The 17,048-nt window shown below is 59.3% G+C and carries 13 protein-coding genes and 1 tRNA gene; 5 read left to right on the top strand and 9 right to left on the bottom strand.

The features are described 5' to 3' along the window. Nucleotides 1-57: 57 nt before the first annotated feature. Nucleotides 58-717 (bottom strand): hypothetical protein, encoded by a 660-nt coding sequence (locus MHX53_RS02355; RefSeq protein WP_239271144.1) that lies wholly within the window; start codon nucleotides 715-717, stop codon nucleotides 58-60. 24 nt (nucleotides 718-741) lie between these two features. Then, nucleotides 742-1,452 (bottom strand): cell division protein CrgA, encoded by a 711-nt coding sequence (locus tag MHX53_RS11735; protein WP_239271143.1) that lies wholly within the window; start codon nucleotides 1,450-1,452, stop codon nucleotides 742-744. Nucleotides 1,453-1,663: 211 nt separating this feature from the next. Here MHX53_RS11735 and MHX53_RS02345 point away from each other — a divergent pair, with 211 nt between their 5' ends. Genes MHX53_RS02345 through MHX53_RS02335 form a run of 3 tightly spaced genes read left to right on the top strand, consistent with a single transcriptional unit; the run spans nucleotide 1,664 to nucleotide 3,716 of the window. Continuing rightward, nucleotides 1,664-2,854, top strand: a complete 1,191-nt coding sequence (locus MHX53_RS02345) for a class E sortase (RefSeq protein WP_239271142.1) — start codon at nucleotides 1,664-1,666, stop codon at nucleotides 2,852-2,854. Beyond that, entirely contained in the window at nucleotides 2,854-3,069 is a 216-nt protein-coding gene (locus tag MHX53_RS02340; RefSeq protein ID WP_239271141.1) for a hypothetical protein, read from the top strand. Before MHX53_RS02345 ends, MHX53_RS02340 begins: the two co-directional genes overlap by 1 nt. Next, complete coding sequence (locus MHX53_RS02335; RefSeq protein WP_239271140.1) at nucleotides 3,066-3,716, top strand: aminodeoxychorismate/anthranilate synthase component II; 651 nt, start codon at nucleotides 3,066-3,068, stop codon at nucleotides 3,714-3,716. Before MHX53_RS02340 ends, MHX53_RS02335 begins: the two co-directional genes overlap by 4 nt. Before the next feature lie 88 nt (nucleotides 3,717-3,804). On the opposite strand, the gene pknB is transcribed toward MHX53_RS02335, so the two are convergent. From pknB to MHX53_RS02300, 7 genes are all read right to left on the bottom strand, one after another. Beyond that, on the bottom strand, nucleotides 3,805-5,661 hold the full coding sequence (gene pknB, locus MHX53_RS02330; RefSeq protein WP_239271139.1) for a Stk1 family PASTA domain-containing Ser/Thr kinase: 1,857 nt from the start codon (nucleotides 5,659-5,661) through the stop codon (nucleotides 3,805-3,807). A 78-nt stretch (nucleotides 5,662-5,739) separates the two neighbouring features. Then, on the bottom strand, nucleotides 5,740-7,371 hold the full coding sequence (locus MHX53_RS02325) for a protein kinase (protein ID WP_239271138.1): 1,632 nt from the start codon (nucleotides 7,369-7,371) through the stop codon (nucleotides 5,740-5,742). Further along, a complete protein-coding gene (locus MHX53_RS02320) occupies nucleotides 7,368-8,837 on the bottom strand; it encodes a penicillin-binding protein 2 (RefSeq protein WP_239271137.1) in 1,470 nt (489 codons plus the stop codon). Before MHX53_RS02320 ends, MHX53_RS02325 begins: the two co-directional genes overlap by 4 nt. Further along, on the bottom strand, nucleotides 8,830-10,317 hold the full coding sequence (locus MHX53_RS02315) for an FtsW/RodA/SpoVE family cell cycle protein (protein ID WP_239271136.1): 1,488 nt from the start codon (nucleotides 10,315-10,317) through the stop codon (nucleotides 8,830-8,832). The genes MHX53_RS02320 and MHX53_RS02315 overlap by 8 nt, the downstream gene beginning before the upstream one ends. Continuing rightward, nucleotides 10,314-11,939, bottom strand: coding sequence for a PP2C family serine/threonine-protein phosphatase (locus tag MHX53_RS02310; protein WP_239271135.1), 1,626 nt, complete (start codon nucleotides 11,937-11,939; stop codon nucleotides 10,314-10,316). The genes MHX53_RS02315 and MHX53_RS02310 overlap by 4 nt, the downstream gene beginning before the upstream one ends. After that, entirely contained in the window at nucleotides 11,936-12,478 is a 543-nt protein-coding gene (locus tag MHX53_RS02305; protein ID WP_239271134.1) for an FHA domain-containing protein, read from the bottom strand. Before MHX53_RS02305 ends, MHX53_RS02310 begins: the two co-directional genes overlap by 4 nt. Further along, nucleotides 12,475-13,410 (bottom strand): DUF3662 and FHA domain-containing protein, encoded by a 936-nt coding sequence (locus MHX53_RS02300; RefSeq protein WP_239271133.1) that lies wholly within the window; start codon nucleotides 13,408-13,410, stop codon nucleotides 12,475-12,477. Before MHX53_RS02300 ends, MHX53_RS02305 begins: the two co-directional genes overlap by 4 nt. Before the next feature lie 278 nt (nucleotides 13,411-13,688). On the opposite strand from MHX53_RS02300, the gene MHX53_RS02295 reads away from it, so the two are divergent. Beyond that, a tRNA-Leu gene (locus MHX53_RS02295) sits at nucleotides 13,689-13,772 on the top strand. Nucleotides 13,773-15,280: 1,508 nt separating this feature from the next. Next, nucleotides 15,281-16,714 carry a cytosine permease gene (locus MHX53_RS02290; RefSeq protein WP_239271132.1) on the top strand — a complete coding sequence of 478 codons (1,434 nt, stop codon included), beginning with the start codon at nucleotides 15,281-15,283 and terminating at the stop codon, nucleotides 16,712-16,714. Nucleotides 16,715-17,048: the final 334 nt, after the last annotated feature.

Genomic DNA, 17,048 nt, shown 5'->3' with positions numbered 1-17,048 from the left:
CAATATAATGCGCCGTATCGCTCGCTTTGCGCCGTGGGGCCACCAGAACAACCCCACCTAAGCGTCGTCGGAGTCAAACGGGCTGGCAGGACCAATCATCCGTTCGCCCATGCGCAAGAACACTTGGGTCAACGGCCCAACAAACAACGCGTACAGAATCGTTCCAATGAAAAGCCGTCCGCCCATCAGGAACCCCAGCCCCATCACTAAGACCTCGATAACGGAACGTACTAAGAACACCGGCCGCCCCGTGGCGCTGACCAGGCCAGTCATCAGGCCGTCTCGCGGCCCTGGACCAAAGTTGGGCACAATGTACAACGCCGTGGCCAGCGCGTTCACCACGATTCCTGCAACCATGAGCACCACTGCCCACACCAGATTTGGCGCCACCGGAATGACGAGCCCCCACAGGTCAACAAAAATCCCCACCAGCAGGGCGTTTGAAATCGTCCCCAATCCCACGCGCAGGTGTTTGCGGATGGGGATCCACAGCAGCATGACCAGCATCGACACCGTGATGGTGCAGGTTCCAACACTGACCCCGAGCAGTTTTGCCATGCCCTGATGCAACACGTCCCATGGCATGTTTCCCAGGTCGGATTGCAGCAACAACCGGCACGACAGCCCGTACAACACCAGCCCGCCGTACAACGCGAGCAAGCGCACCCACATCGGTGCGCTTGCTAGCAATCTGAAGTTTTTTCCGGAAGCTCCCACGAGGGGAAGTCTAAACGGTGCTGGTCATCGCCATCTAGTCGACATGCCAAGACCCACGACCATGATCCCGAACCCGACCAGCAGGTTCCAGTTACCCCACGCCTCGACCGGCCACTTACCGCTCGAAATGTAGAACACGATCAGCCACGCCAGCCCCAGCAACAGGATCCCCAACATGACCGGCAGGAACCAGCGCGGGTTGGGGCGGGTGACCTTGCCGTGGTCGGCAGAGGAGTAGGTGGACGTCTTGCGTCCCGAGGCGCGCTTTGCCGGGTTGCCCGACCGCGAGGTGCGCTTCGCGGAGCTCTTCTTTGCCTCGCCCTTGTTGTCCTTGTCGTCCGTGCTGCCCTTGCTGTTCTTGCCATCCTTGGAGGACGCGGACTTAGAAGTCTTGGAAGCTGAGTCCTTCTTTGTTGAAGTTTCTTTTTTCGCCGAGGTCGTTTTCGACTTCCCGTCGGCCTTTTCCTTGGCACCTACGGCCGTGCTGCCAGCGCCGGTGTCATCAGAGTCGTCGGTGTCGCCTTTGTCGGAAGCCTCATCAGCGTCGGCCCCGGGCTCAGCGTCAGTTGCAGGCTCGACGTCCGTGTCTTCCACCTCGGCGGTCTCTACGTTCTCGGTGTCCTCAGCGATGGAGGAATCGACCGGTTGCTTCGCGGTGTCCTTTGACTTGGCATCCCGCGGGTTCTGCGTTGCCTTGTTTCGCGAAGTCCTTTGCACTCGGTTGGGCTTAGCCACGATTCTCCTCTTTTCGTTAAGTCCTCAAAGATTGTACTTGGTACGAGTCGAATTACCGCATGTTTACACCGACTTCTAAGAGTAGACCGTAATATATATGGGGAGAAACTCGGTGTGTAGACCTCTGTAGACCGTTCGGTGATGAGAACATGCTGAGTTCGCGTTTGGTCGTCTAACAGGAAATGCCGGTCCTCGGCATGGTGAGGTGTTCGTGGAACAGCCTAGAACCCGCAGGGAACGTCGCGAAATGGAGCGTGCCCGCGCAGAAGCCGAGCAAGCTCGCCAAGCATCACAGCCCGACGCTACAGTCCAGATGCCTGCGCAGAACTCCACGCCCACTCACGATCAGGAAACCCAAGTACACCAGCCGGCCGTTGCGCAGGCAGGCGGCAGTCAGCGGGCGCCACTCGAAAGTCAGCCAGCCCCGGAGTTGGACCAGCCAACCGAACAGTTCGCGCCGGTGACCTTGCCACAGACCGCCTACCAGGCCCCAGCTGCCTCGCGCCCGTTCATTCGACCTGCCGAACGTAGCGCCACCTCGGGCGGGGAATACACAGCCCAGACCGCAGTCCAGCCGCGCGTGCAGGACGAACCCCTTCCCAGCCGTGCTGAAAAACGCGCTCAGGAGCAGGCGGAAACTCGCGCCCAACACCGCAAGCAGAAACCCGAACGCCAACCGCTGGGCGTGGTGCGCGGAACCATCCGCACGTTCGGCGAACTGTGCATCACCGCCGGGCTCATCATGATTCTGTTCGTGGTGTGGCAGCTGTGGTGGACCGACATCGAAGCCAACCGCGACAACGAAAACCTGGCATCGACCCTGGTCACCCAGTGGAAAGACAACCCACGCGACAAACTCCCTGACGACCCAGACACCCCCGTGGTCGCTCAGACGCCTGAAGAAAACAAGGCGTTCGGGATTATGTACGTGCCGCGGTTTGGCGACGACTACTACCGCACCATTGCTGAAGGTGTGCAACTGGAACCCGTTCTGAACCGCATGGGAATGGGTCACTACCCGTCCACCGCGCGACCCGGTGAAGTGGGCAACTTTGCCATGGCCGGACACCGAGTGACCTACGGTAAGCCCCTGAACCTGATTGCTGAAATGCGCCCCGGCGACCCCGTGGTGATTCAGACCCAAGAAGGTTTCTACACGTACACCATGCGTAACTTTGAAATCATTTTGCCTGATGCGACCGAGGTGCTCGCCCCCGTTCCCGCTTTCCCCGAGTACAAGGGTAAGGAACGTCTGTTGACGTTGACGGCGTGCAACCCCATGTTCTCGGCGCGTGAGCGGTACGTGATTTACGCTGAGCTCACCGAATGGCGTCCCGCCTCTGAAGGGCCGCCTGATGCGATTAAGGACTCCGCGGCGTTTAAGAAGGCTGGTGGACAGTGATGTATGAACTGATTTGGCGGATTCTGCCGGGCAACTGGTTTGTGAAGACTCTGATCTCGCTCATTTTGATCGCCGGGATCGTGTTTGTGCTCATGCAGTACGTGTTCCCGGTGATCGCGCCGTACATGCCGTTTAACGACGCCACGGTTGAAGAGGGCGCGCTCGCCCCGGCGCAGGGGCTGACGGAGCTGGACCTGGCGGGGCTACTGCGATGACCCACATTTTGGTGATCGATAACTACGACAGTTTCGTGTACACGCTGGTGGGTTATGTGCAGGAGCTGGGGGCCCAGACCACGGTCATCCGCAACGACCACGTGAATGCCGACCAGCTGGATGACTACCTGCCCCAGTTTGACGGGGTGTTGGTGTCGCCTGGGCCGGGTACGCCGGCAGATTCGGGTGTGTGCCCTCAGGTGATCCGGTGGTGTGAGGCGCATTCTCTGCCCATGTTTGGGGTGTGTTTGGGGCACCAGGCTCTGGCCGAGGTGTTCGGCGCCACCGTTGCCCACTCACCTGTTCTGATGCATGGGAAAACATCGCTTGTTCGGCACAGCGAGGCGGGCATTTTTGCCGGGTGCAGGAATCCATTGACTGCGACGAGGTATCACTCGTTGGCAATTGTCGACAGCACGCTTCCTGCTGATGTTTTCGAAGCGACCGCCCACACCGATGATGGTGTCATCATGGCGATCGAGCACCGGCACGCACCGCTTGCCGGAGTGCAGTTCCACCCCGAGTCTGTGCGCACGGAAGACGGCTACCTCATGGTGGGGAACTTCTTGGCCCGGTGCGGGCTCGAAGATGCGCCTGCCAAGGCCTCGGGCAGGTCACCTGTAGCCAGTGCGTCGCTGAACAAGTAAACCGCGCGGTTGGTATGTAAAGGCGCGCATTCCGCGCAACGTTTTTGCACCTCGGGGACTGCTGCATAGCCCAGACAGCGCAAAACCTTTACGGAATGACTTGCTGTACGTCGTTCTCCGACGGTGCCGGTGGGAAGAACGGCGGGCGTGATGGCTCCGGTGCCTGCGACGGTGACGGCGAAGGAGGCGGTGGTGGCGCCTTGGCGATACGGATCGTCACCGTCGAGTGCTGTTCGGCCGTGGATCCGCCTTGTAGCGACTGCTCGAACACTTCACCTTCAGCGTGATCGCTGGTCTCGACTTCCTTTACGTCACACTTCAGCTGCGTCTTCTTGTCTTCAAGGGCCTTGCACGCGTCGTCCTTGGACATGCCAACCACGTCAGGCACTTCGACCTTTCCGCTGGACAGCACCAGGTCCACGGTAGACCCAGCCTTCACGGTCGAGTCCTTCTTGGGCTCAGTCTTGAGAACTGTTCCCTTGTCTTCATCGGGTGAGTTCTCTTCAATGTTGGACCCCGCGTTGAGCCCAGCCTTTTCCAGTTCCTGCCGGGCTTGAGCCTCACTCATGCCCTTCAAATCAGGAACCTTAACGTCCTCGGGGCCGGTCGACACCTTGATAACAACCGTTTCACCTTGGGGCACGTCGGTACCCGGGCCAGGATCGGTGCTGACAACATTGCCTTCCTTGACCTCGTTGTCGGCAACCTCTTTCTCTTCTGCCACCAGGTTGTTCTCTTGCAGGTACTTCTTCGCTTCAGCTGCTGGCTTGTCGGAAAGGTCGGCCAGGTGAACCGTGACGATCTCCGGCGGTTTGGACGTCTGGTAAATCCAGAACGCCAACCCGGCAAGCACCAAAACAATCATGGCGATTCCGGTCCACATGAGGCCGCGCCTCTTGCGGTCTTGGTCAGGGTTCGGCTGGTCTTCCTTAACGGTCGCCACCGCCGAGGTCATAATCCCTGGCTCTGCCCCCGGCTGGGAACCGTAGTCCGGTTGGTGTTCGGCAGGCGAAGACATGACCCGCGTAGCCGGCTCCTGCGAGTACGGCTGCGACATGACCTGGGTGGTCGCTTCGTCGTCGATGCTCATGGGTCGACCGTCGCGCGCACACAGCACGTCCTCACGGAACGTGAACGCGTCCTGGTAGCGCGCGTCGCGGTCCTTCTGCAACGAGTGCATGACTAAACGGTCAATGGCCGGGCTCAGCTTGTGGTTGAGCTCGGATGGCGCCTTAGGCGTCTCGCCCACGTGCTGGTACGCAACGGCCAGCTGCGAGTCTCCCACGAACGGTGGCCGCCCGGTGAGGAGTTCGTACAGCAGGCACGCGGTTGAGTACAGGTCAGACCGCGCGTCAACCACTTCACCCTTTGCCTGTTCAGGCGACAGGTACTGCGCTGTACCCACAACCGACTGTGTTTGGGTCAGTGAACTGGTGTCTTCGAGCGCACGCGCGATCCCAAAGTCCATGACCTTGATGTCGCCCTCAGGGGTGAGCATGACGTTGGCAGGCTTGATGTCACGGTGAACAATGCCCTTGCGGTGCGAATAATCGAGCGGAGCCAGAACACCGGCGATCACGTCAAGCGATTCCTGCGTGGTGAGCGGCCCGTGCTGCGTGATGACTTCGCGCAGAGTCTGTCCTTCAACAAACTCCATGACAATAAACGGAACTTGAACTTCCCCGCCACCGCTTTCGGTGAACGTTTCTTCACCGGAGTCGTAGACACCCACAATGCCCGGGTGGTTCAGGCGGGCTGCTGACTGTGCTTCCCGTTTGATGCGTTCGTGGAACGACGGGTCACGTGCCAGGTCGGAGCGCAGCAGTTTGATCGCGACACGACGACCCAGCCGGGTGTCCCACCCAGCGTGAACTTCCGCCATGCCTCCGCGGCCGAGTAGCTCTTTGATCTCATATCTACCCGACAAGACGCGCGGTGTGCTCATGCTGACCTCCTAACCAAACTTTGTGAATGTTCAACTTTACTGTGTCATGTTCAGAAACGTTTTGCCTGTTGACCACGCCTAGTTCCCACCTGCTGTCGTTTCAGGCTTTGGCGCTTTGTCCTTGCCACCAGGGTTGTCGTTGCCGTTTCCGTTGCCGCCTTTACCCTTGCCGTTACCGTTGTTTCCGGACCCAGTGTCGTCCTGGTCTCCGCCGGGTTCGGAGCCTTCAACTCCGCCGGTTCCGCCGTCGTCGCCCGAGGTGTCATCGCCTTCGTCTTCACCCTCGTCTGGCGCTTCTTCCGTGGGTTCGGGCTTTTCTTCCTTGGTAGGTTCGGGCTTGGGCTCCGGTTCGCTAGGTCCGGTGGAGATTTCGAGCGTGACGGTGTCGCCTTCTTCGAACGTGTATCCCTGGTTGCCTTCGCGCACGCTCACGACGCGCCCGGAGCGCTCCGAGGATTCCACATCCACGTGCTTGACCTTAAGCCCCAGGTTCTCGAGGTTCCGTTCAGCGGTGGTCGCTGTTTGGCCCACGTAGTCGTCGGGGTTGATGGTGACGGTCTTGGTTTCTTCCGTGGGCGTCGCTGTTGCGGTGGCGCCTGGCTGTGGTTCTTCGTCTGTTTTTGCGAACTGCCATACGGCCCACGCGATCGCTGCGATCGCCAGGATCGACAAAATGACGATCGCAATCGCGGCACCTTTGGACTTCTTTGGGGGTTCTTCCTTGCCCGAGGTCGTTTCCTCAGGGTCTTCCACCACCGGGTTGACTGCGGTCTGGGGGAGGACCTGGTTGGCTTGCGTAGGTGTGGGTTGGTTGAAAACCCGTGTGACCGCTTCCGAGGCGGTTTCGGGACGCGGGTTCATTTGCGGCACCGCGGCCTCGGCGGCAGCGACGTCGCCCGCGATGAGCGCGCGAGCCGCAGCTGCGAGAGCTTTTCCGCTTTCTGGGCGTCCTTCTGGTTTCTTCGACAGAGTTGCGTCGACGAGTCGGCGCACCGGCTCTGACACCGACTGCGGAAGAGGTGGGTGTTTGCGGTTGACCTGCGCGATCGCGATCTCCACTTGCGATTCGCCGGTGAACGGGCGCACTCCAGCTAGGGCTTCGTACAAGATGACGCCCAGCGAGTACAGGTCGGACTGCGGGCGCGATCCCTTACCGGTGGCCTGTTCTGGCGCAAGGTATTGGGCGGTACCCATGACCTGGCCGGTCTTGGTCAGCGGAGCTTGGTCAGCCACGCGCGCGATCCCAAAGTCGGTGATCTTGACTTTGAAATCAGGCGTGATGAGCAGGTTGCCCGGCTTAATGTCGCGGTGAACAACCCCGGCATTGTGCGCAGCGTCCAGGGCTTCGGCAGCCTGTGCCACGATTTCTAGTGCGTCGCCTTCGGGCAGCCCGCCGTTACGTTCCAGGATCGTGGAGAGTGCTTCACCGGGCACGTACTCCATGACCAGGTACGGTGCGCCTTCTTCTTCGCCGTAGTCGTACACAGCGGCGATTCCGGGGTGGGACACCGAGCCCATGGAGCGTGCTTCGGACTTAAAACGTGCCAGGAAGCCCGGTTCTGACCGGTACTCTTCCTTCATGATCTTAGCGGCGACTTCACGGTCGAGCACGGTGTCGGCACCACGCCAGACTTCACCCATTCCACCGACGGCGATCCGCCCGGTGAGCTCGTACCTGTTACCCAGCCGAGTTCCCTTTTGAGGCCTCATTCGTTCACCACCGCTTCCATGACTTTCTTCGCAATTGGTCCCGCTACTCGACCGCCAGACGCCTGGTTACCCGCATTTCCACCGGATTCTACGACAACCGCGACAGCCACCTGCGGGTCATCCGCTGGAGCAAAGCCGGTGAACCACGCGTGTGGTGCTGCGCCTTGTGCGTGCTGGGCCGTTCCGGTTTTACCTGCCACCTTCACTCCCGAAATCGACGCGGCCGTTCCGGTTCCTTTCTCCACGACGTCGACCATCATGTCGGAGAGCTGATGTGCCGTGTCTTTGGAGATGGGGCGCGAGTATTCGCGAGGCTTGGGCTTATCAATGGTTTCGAGCGTGCGCGCATTGCGAACCTCGGAGATCAGGTTGGGGCGCATTTCTGTGCCACCGTTGGCGATCGCCGCGGTCACCATGCACACCTGCAGGGGAGTGGTCTTCACTTCGAACTGTCCAATTGCTGATTGTGCGAGTTCTGGTTCGTTTGGCGACTCGGGGAAGGTCGATGCGCTGACTTTGAGCGGCATGGTGAAGTTGTCGCCAAATCCGAACTTTTCGGCTTGTTTGTTCATCGCGTCGGCACCCAGATCCATACCTAGTTTGGCGATGGGGGTGTTACACGACTTCATGATCGAGTGTTTAAGCGTGGCCTTTTTTCCGTCGGCACACGTGGAGCCACCGGCGTTCTTAATGGTGTGGCTGGTCTGAGGTAGTTTCAGCGCGTTGGGCGCGTCGATCTCAGTGTCTTCCGTGTAATCGCCCGATTCGAGTGCCGCCGCGGCTGTCACCAGCTTGAACACACTTCCCGGTGGGTACAAGTTACCGCCGATCGCACGGTTGTACAGCGGTTTGTCCGGGTCTTTCAACGCCGACTTGTACGCCGCCTCGGCGTCCTTCCGGTCATGCGTTGCCATGTCGTTGGGGTCGAATCCAGGGGTGGACACCATAGCCAGCACTTCGCCGGTCTTGGGGTTCATGGCCACGGCCGCGCCCTTTTGGCCGTCCAAGGCCTCGTACGCAGCGCGCTGGGCCTTGGGGTTGAGGGTCAGCTCAACTGCGGCTCCCGTGGGTTCCTGCCCGGTGAGCCAGCCGGAGATGCGGTCGTAGAAAAGTTTGTCGTCGGTCCCAGCGAGCAGGCTGCCTTCCGTGCGTTCAAGTCCTGTAGCGCCCGAGGTGATTGAAAAGAAACCTGTCACGGGACTGTACATCTTGGCAGGAAGCTGTTTGGAGCCGTAGGTTCGCTGGAACTTGAACTGGTCGTCAACCGGGTTGGACAGAGCCACGGGTTCGCCGTCGACCAGGATTGGCCCGCGGTTGCGTGACAGTTCCTCGATCACCGTGCGGTTATTCAGCGAGTTTTCATTCAGGGACTCTGCTGCGAAGTACTGGACGTAGCTGGTGGAACCAAACAGGAAGGCGAACATGACAAAGCCCACGACAGCAACGTGCTTGAGTGGCTTATTCATTCGACTTCCTCTGGTTCAAAACGGTGGTGGGTGCTTCTGACGCATTCTCAGGCTCACTCACGCGCGCGACCCGCAACACGCCCGTGGCGAGTTCCTCAGCGGGGCGACGGGCGTTGTCCGAGGCGCGCATGAACAGGCCAATGATGATCCAGTTGGCGACCAGGGACGAACCACCGGCAGCCAGGAACGGCGTGGTCAGACCCGTCAGCGGGATCAGGCGAGTCACGCCACCCACCACGATGAACGTCTGCAGAGCCACAGTGAACGACAGGCCCGCAAGAAGCAGGGTGCCGAATCCGTCGCGTAGTTCGGACGCGGTCTTGAACCCGCGCTGGAACAGGATCACGTACAGGATCAGGATTACGAAGAGCCCGATCAGGCCCAGTTCTTCGCCAAGGGAAGCGAAGATGAAGTCGGATTCGGCGTAGGGCACCACGTTGGGGCGTCCTTCGCCCAGGCCGGTGCCCACTAGGCCACCTTTAGCCATGCCGAACAAGCCCTGGACCAGCTGGTAGGAGCCACCGGGGGACTTGTTGTATTCCTCCGGGCTCAAGGCGTTGAGCCAACCGCTCAGACGCTGGTTGACGTGCGAAAAGATCTGCGAAGCCACGACCGCACCGGCGACGAACAGCGACAGACCAATGATGATCCACGACTTCTTGTTCGTAGCGATGTAGAGCATGGCGACAAACAGTCCAAAGAACAACAGGGAAGTGCCCAGGTCACGCTGGAACACCAGAATTCCGACTGAGGCGACCCACGCGATTGCGATTGGGCCGGTGTCACGCAGGCGTGGAAAGCTCATGCCCAGGAACTTCTTGCCGGCTGCGGTGAGCTGGTCGCGGAACGTCACAAGGTACCCGGCGAAGAAAATGGCCAGGAAAATCTTGGCGAGTTCGCCAGGCTGGAAACTGAAAGGGCCCAAGTGGATCCAAATGCGGGCACCGTTAATGGTCTTCCCCAGCCCTGGAATCAGAGGGAGGAGCAGGAGAAGCAACGCAGCCAGGCCAAACGTGTAGGTCCAGCGACGCAAAATGCGGTGGTCGCGCACGAAGATCACTGTGGCAGTGGCCAGGAGTACGCCCAGTGTCATCCAGATGAGCTGGTTGACGGCAACGCTGGTGCCCTTTGCCTGGTCAAGCCGGAAGATCATCGCCAAGCCCAAACCGTTGAGCAACACGGCGATGGGGACGATCACGGGGTCGGCGTACTTGGCGCGCCACCACGTGACCACGTGAAGAATGATGCTCAGCGCAGCCAGCCACACTGAGTATTCGATGACGTTGGCTGGAATCTGTTTGTCGGTTCCCAAGCCCACCAGTGCGTACGCACCTGCGGACACAGCGATAGCGAGCAGAATCAGAAAAAGTTCCGCTATGCGATACGTGCGAGGGCCCTTGGTTTTTGGTGACTGGGCGTGCTCGTTGTGATGCGTACCCTGGTTTTCACCGGCGTCGACATTCCACGTGGCAACACTCATGGGTTTTCACCCTGTTTTGGTTGCTGAGCAGGTTGTTTTTGCTGCGGTTGGTTCTGTTGCCCCGGTTGTTGATCTGGGGCTTGCTGTTGTCCTTGCTCCGGCTTGCCCGGTGCCGACGGTGCAGGGTCGCTGCTATTGCCGTCGGTGGCGCCGCCGCTCACGCTTTGCTGGCGCGCTTTTTCGGCAGAGGAACGCAGATTCTCTACGATCTTCTTTGCTTCGTCCTCGCTGGACGCAGGGATCGTCTCTTTTAGCCTGCTCTGAGAGTACGCAGGCAGGTATTGGACTTCGATATCTGTCGTCTCGCGCAGATTCGACAGTTCAAAAGGGCCGAGGTTCTGCGAAATGCCCTGATAGACGGCAACCTTGCCGTCTTCTTCGGTGACGTAGTACTGCGACTGTATAAATGCTTTTCCAGCGAATCCGGCTGCTATGAGCACGACAATGACGGCTGCAGCGATCGCCCACGGAATCCAGCGTCGGCGGGGCTCCTCGTCAGAGAAATCGTCAAAATCGTCGGTGTCAGCGCCAAGGTCCTTACGCTTGCGACCCGAGGTCGCTCGCGCTTTTCCCCGACCGCCCCGCTTACTGGCATCAGCAACTGACGCAGCCGAGCTTGCAGCCGCGCCAACAGCGGTAGCCGAAGCCGCCTCGGCCGGGTTTGTGTCAGCGCCTTCCTTGGTTTCTTTGGACGCACTCGCCGAGTCGGATGACACCTCGGCGGTTTCTTCATCCACCTGAGGCAACGTCTCAGTTTCTAAGTCCTCAACAGCCTTGGGCTCATTGACGGGCTGGGTGTCATTGTCAGCCGAGCCCAGCTGCGCGTACTGCGGGTTGATCTCAACCGAGCCACCGAACGCGCCGGGCGTAGCCAGGTCTTCAGCGGTGAGGTCGGTCGCGTCGACGACATCACCGATCACCACCGTAATGTTGTCAGCGCCACCACCCTCAAGCGCCATATTGACAAGTTTCTCGGCACAGTCGCCCGGGTCGTCGATCGAACGCAGGGCCTCTTCGATGACGTCCAGGTCAGCGAAGCCGGTGAGGCCGTCAGAACACAGCATCCAACGGTCGCCAATTCGCGCCTCGCGCACGGACATATCAAGTTCAGGTGGGGCACCAACGTCACCCAAAACGCGCATCACAACGGAACGCTGCGGGTGGTATTCAGCCTCTTCAGGGGTGATGCGACCCTCGTCGACCAGCATCTGTACAAACGTGTGGTCGGTGGTCATCTGCGAGAACGAGTCGTCGCGCAACAGGTACGCCCGCGAGTCACCAATGTGGGCCAGGGCCAGACGGTCGTTGCAACGCAAAAGGGCGGTGACGGTTGTGCCCATGCCACCCAGCTGCGGTTCGTCGTCGACCGCGCGAGCGATCCGGTCGTTTGCGTCCAGGATGGTGGAACGCAGGGAGTCTAGGCTTTCGCCGTTGTGATCAGGGTGGTCAAGCGACGCTAGGCGCGCGACCGTGATTGCAGACGCGACATCACCACCGGCATGGCCACCCATGCCGTCGGCAATGAGAAGAAAGTTACGGCCGGCATATCCGGAGTCCTGGTTGTTCTTCCTGACCAGACCCACGTTGGACCGTACAGCGCTGTTGAATACAAAATCGGTCACGAACGTAACTCCACAGTGGTGTTACCGATTGTCACCGGCATATGTACTCCCAGCGAGGTGGGCGCCTCAAGTTGATGTTGCCCCATGTACGTGCCGTTCGTTGACCCCAGGTCCTCTACATACCAACCGCCTCGGCCGTCCGGGGCGATCTTGGCATGAAAACCACTGGCAAAGTCGTCATCGAGGACCAGAGTGTTCTCGCGGCTACGTCCAAGCGTAATGGGCGCATCGCCTAATGCAATAACCGTCCCAGAAAGAGGGCCCGAGGTGACCACCAGTTCGCTGACGAAATCGGAGGCTTGGTGGGCGTAGGAGTCCGAGGCGTCGCCGTGGGTGGCACCTGCGCCTACAGGCTGCTTGGTTGGCTGCTGGGTTGCCGGGGCGGACTGTTGCGCTTTGGCTCGCTTGCGGCGCTTGCCGGCCTTGACTTTACGCGGGCCGAACAAGTCACGACTGAGCACGCCTGCCACCATGAACACGAAAACCCACATGGCGATAAACAGGCCGAACCGTAGCGCGACAACGGTGAATTCGGTCATCGACGTCCCATCTCCATGGAACAGAAGGTTACCGAAGTATCGCCCGCGGTGAGAGTCACGCCGTCAGTGAGTGTGATGGAGGTGATGCGGTGGCCGTTGTGAAGCGTGCCGTTGGTGGAGCCGAGGTCGGTGGCAGTCGCGTGCGTTCCGTCGATGGTGATTTCAAAGTGGCGGCGCGAAATTCCCGGGTCGTCCAATACGAAGTCAGCGGACTGCGAACTGCGTCCGAACACAGTTGTGCCCTGCTTGAGTGGGGTGAACCGTCCGTTGACCTTCACTCCGAAACGCGGGGAGGTGCGGCCGCGGGCCGGGTTGGCGCCACCTCGGCCGGTCATTCCCGAGGTGGAAGCGGCTGGCGCTGTCGCAGCGGAGCTGGCCACCACCGGGTTGGCGCCCGTGCGGTGAGCGTTCTGGGCGCTTTCGTACACCTCGGGCACGATGGGGTTGGAGCGGCTGGGTGGGTCGTAGCCACCTCGGCCGGAGGGTTGCGCGGCCAAGGTGCCGTCTGGGCGGCGTGTTGAGGCGCGCACGCGGTAGATGCCGGTGTCCAGGTCTTCTGCTGGCTCGAGTGTGACGGTCACGGGGCCAACGAAGCTGTAGCCCTGTTCAATTGCGTGTTCGCCAACGACTTGGCGCAGGTCGGCGGTGAGTTCGTCGCTTAAGGAGTCGAGGCGTTCGAAGTCACTGGCGGCCAGTTCGATCACGTAGTTGTTCGAGGTGAGCGTGCGTCCGCGGGACACCACAGCAGCGTGCGTGTCTGCTTCCTTCTTGAGTGCGCCGGCGAGTTCAACGGGTTCAACCTGGGAGCGGAAGGCTTTTGCGAAGGTTTGGTTGACGACGCGTTCGATACCTTTTTCGAATCGGTCTAGTACGCCCACGTTCGCTTCCCCCTGTTCGCTGTCAGGCTGTGTGCCGTTAGCTGTTTCTGCCATACGTAGTAACTCGCTAGTAACTGCACTGCTGGGCGAATAGTATAACCGCGTCACGATTGGGATGTGACATGCAGATGGTTTCGCTCATCAGCCTGTGCCTGTGCTTTCAGTTGTGTATAGCTGTGTGTAGCTGTGCTTAGCTGTGTGTGCGAATGCTCCCGCATGGCCGCATGGCGCTATCACCAGTGCTTCAAATGTTTATGGTAGCCAATTAGTTGGATAAAGCACTGGATTTTGTTGTTTGTAGCCTGTACGTGTACAGTTATCACTTGTCGCTCGCGCGAGTGGCGGAATTGGTAGACGCGCTGGCTTCAGGTGCCAGTGATCGCAAGATCGTGGGGGTTCAAGTCCCCCCTCGCGCACAAAATTTTTTCGGGGTCTCACCTGTTGGTGGGGCCCCGAAATTTTTGTGTTAATGTGCGAAACGGCGCAAAGCGAGCAAGACGGCGCATTATATTGCGTAGTATTGCTCGCTTTGCGCCGTTTCGTCTGGGTTCGGGGTTTGAGGCTGCCTGGGTCCGGCGCTGCCCGGGGTCGGGGTCTTGCCTGTGTGGGAGTCGCCGAGATGCGTCATTTGGCTACAGTCGAGCTCGGTTCTGAGGCTCGAGTGTAGCCAAAAGAGCCTAAAACTGTGGCGCGCGTCACTATTTAGGGGTGTTTTGGGGTTGTTTGGCTACAGTCCGCAAATTGGAGTGTATCCAAACGCGTTCTAGGGTCCGAGGTGGGGGCACCCTAGCCGTGCGCCTACGGTTGCTAGCGCACACCTCGGTGGGTTGCCATTTAAAACACGACGATGGGCTCCGCGGAAAAATTCGCGGAGCCCATCTGATGATCTAAACGCTACGGTGCCTAACGGCTGGGCCGCCAGAGGATATGTTTCCGTAGGGTGCGCAACTATTATAGCTCTATGGGCGATGTGGACCAAGTGGTAGGAGCGTGGACTCTTGACGCTGCTGTCAAGTGGCTCAGCCACCCGCGCTTGCAACGTTACTTGGATCCGGCTGGTCAGGATCTTGACCTAGCGATGCGCCTCTATCAATGGAACACTGCGACTTCAGCGGCGGCTATGGTGGAGCTCGCTCATCTTGAAGTGGCTATGCGCAACGCTTACGTGCGCAGGATTTCTGTGAAGTATCCGGACTGGTTGTCTCCCACGTCGAAGTTATGGACCCGCCAAATTGGCAACGCAAAGCGTAGGCTCAATCAACAAAGAGCAAACGAAATTACCCTTAGCCGTCTTAAAGAAGCCGAGCGTGGGCTGGGGCCCAACAAGACGCCTGATCGCATTGTTGCGAACACTACGCTTGGTTTGTGGTGCAACCTGACAGATCAGCATCGGGAACCAACGATCTGGACTCCGTTACTAAGCTCTGCATATCCAGCAGGCACTAAGCGAGGGCCGTTGCACCGTATGGCACTGAACGTGAACAAATTCCGAAATCGTGTCGCCCACCACGAGCCACTCTTTAGTAAGACTACCGCCTTGGGTGACAGAGTCAGGGAGGTGCGTATTCTCCATGCGCTACTCGACTCTTTCTCTGCAGATCGCGTATTCAATGATCGGCTACAGCGCCTCGTTGAGGAGTGCCCGGTATCAGGGCTTGTTCAATGGCCGAAATCACTAAACCGACGACCTTCTAGCTTGCTGAAAGCCTAGTTTGGGTGGATGAGCAAAGCCCCCGTTAACACGCAAAACCACGCACCCACAATCACTCAAACAACTTCTGTCCGGCAACATGGATAGTTTCTTGTATCGGACAAAAGTTACCGCCTTGACCCTCTAGAAATCGGGATTTGTGAGCCCCATCACGTGCTAGCATTAACCGTTCCTAATGCGTAAATGCGCGTCCAACACCAGTGAGGAGTGCTCATGGCAGACACAAAGTCCACGAGCGGTCTCGTTGAAAACCGCACCATTGACTGGGTCCCCCCAAATGAGCGGCACGGAACCCCGTTTTCGCAGTTCACCCTGTGGTTTGGGTCGAACACGCAGATCACCGCAATCGTCGACGGCGCGCTCGCAATCGCCGTCTTCAAGTCCGACGCCCTGTGGGCCATTATTGCCCTACTTATAGGGAACATCCTGGGTGGAACCATCATGGCGTTGCACTCGGCGCAGGGTCCCACGCTGGGCTTGCCGCAGATGATTTCGTCACGCGCGCAGTTCGGTGTGATCGGTGCGATCTTCCCGCTGGTGTTGGTTGTGCTCATGTACATCGGCTTCGCATCCACGGGTGCGGTGCTATCAGGCCAAGCCGTCAACGGAATCTTGGGTATCACTGCAAAAGAGTTCAACTGGGTGGGTATCGTCATCTTCGGTATCCTCACCGCGATCATTGCGTTGCTCGGGTACAAGTACATCCACTTGCTGGGCCGCATTTCTTCGGTCACTGGTCTGCTGGGTTTCCTGTACCTCACGGTGATCGTGCTGGTGACAGTCGACATTCCAGCTGTCCTCGCCAACAACCAGTTCAGCGCACCAGTGTTCTTGAGCGTGGTTGCGCTGTCAGCCGGATGGCAGCTCACCTACGGCCCATATGTCGCTGACTACTCCCGCTACCTGCCAGAAAACACTCCCCGCCGAGCCACCTTCTGGTTCACCTTTGGTGGTTCGGTCATTGGTTCGCAGTGGTCCATGACCCTGGGCGTTTTCATTGCGGCAACGGCGTTGTCGCAGGGTGGCGAGGCGTTCCTGGACAACCAAGTTGGCTTCATCGGTGACCTGGCCGGCGGTGGCGTGCTAGCTCTCCTTATCTTCATTGTGATCCTCCTGGGTAAGCTCACGGTCAACACCCTGAATGCGTATGGCGCATTCATGTGTGTGCTAACGATCGTCACGTCGTTCCGCAACCGAGTGAGCGTCACCAAGGTCGCCCGCGCGATCTTCGTGGTCACCATTGTTGCGCTCACCATCGTGGTCGCCCTGCTTGCGTCCGCTGACTTCCTGGCCAACTTCAAGAACTTTGTTCTGGCGCTGCTCATGGTGTTTACACCATGGAGTGTGGTGAACCTGGTGGACTACTACTTTGTGTCTAAGGACCGCTTTGATATTCCTGCGTTGTATGACCGCCGAGGTCGTTACGGGGATTGGCACTTCGGTGCCTTGGTTGCGTATCTAGTTGGTGTCGCAGTGCAGATTCCATTCATGGATCAGACCATGTACACCGGCCCCATGGTAGAGGTGCTCGGCGGTGCCGATGTCTCCTGGATCATTGGCATCATCGTCACCACGGCGATCTACTACCCCTGGGCAAAGAAGACCAACGTGGCACCTGCGCACACGATCTACCCAGAAGCGGACTGACCCTCGGAATCCAGCCACCACCTCGGGCCTACCCCCGGAACTCAACCACCACCTCGGGAAGGGTAACTCAGGCCAGACGGCGCAAAGCGAGCAAGACGGCGCAATATAACGCGTAGTTTCGCTCGCTTTGCGCCGTTTCGCACCCACTTATGTAACGAAAACGTAACAACAGCGAATCCCTCGTGTTCCCCGTCACACCGGGCCAAAATGCACCCACCCCCCTGTAAGAACCGGGCAATGAAGCGGTTTCGCGGTGCCAAACTCTAGGCGATCGTTAAGATTGGGAGCGGTGCCCGAAGCCGGATCAACCCTTCGGCCGTAAATCTACCCTCGC

Source organism: Brevibacterium sp. ACRRH (assembly GCF_022346365.1).
In the GTDB taxonomy this organism is placed as follows: Bacteria; Actinomycetota; Actinomycetes; order Actinomycetales; family Brevibacteriaceae; genus Brevibacterium; species Brevibacterium paucivorans.
The sequence above is the reverse complement of the archived record's forward strand: the minus strand, read 5'-3'. Positions and strand labels throughout refer to the sequence as shown.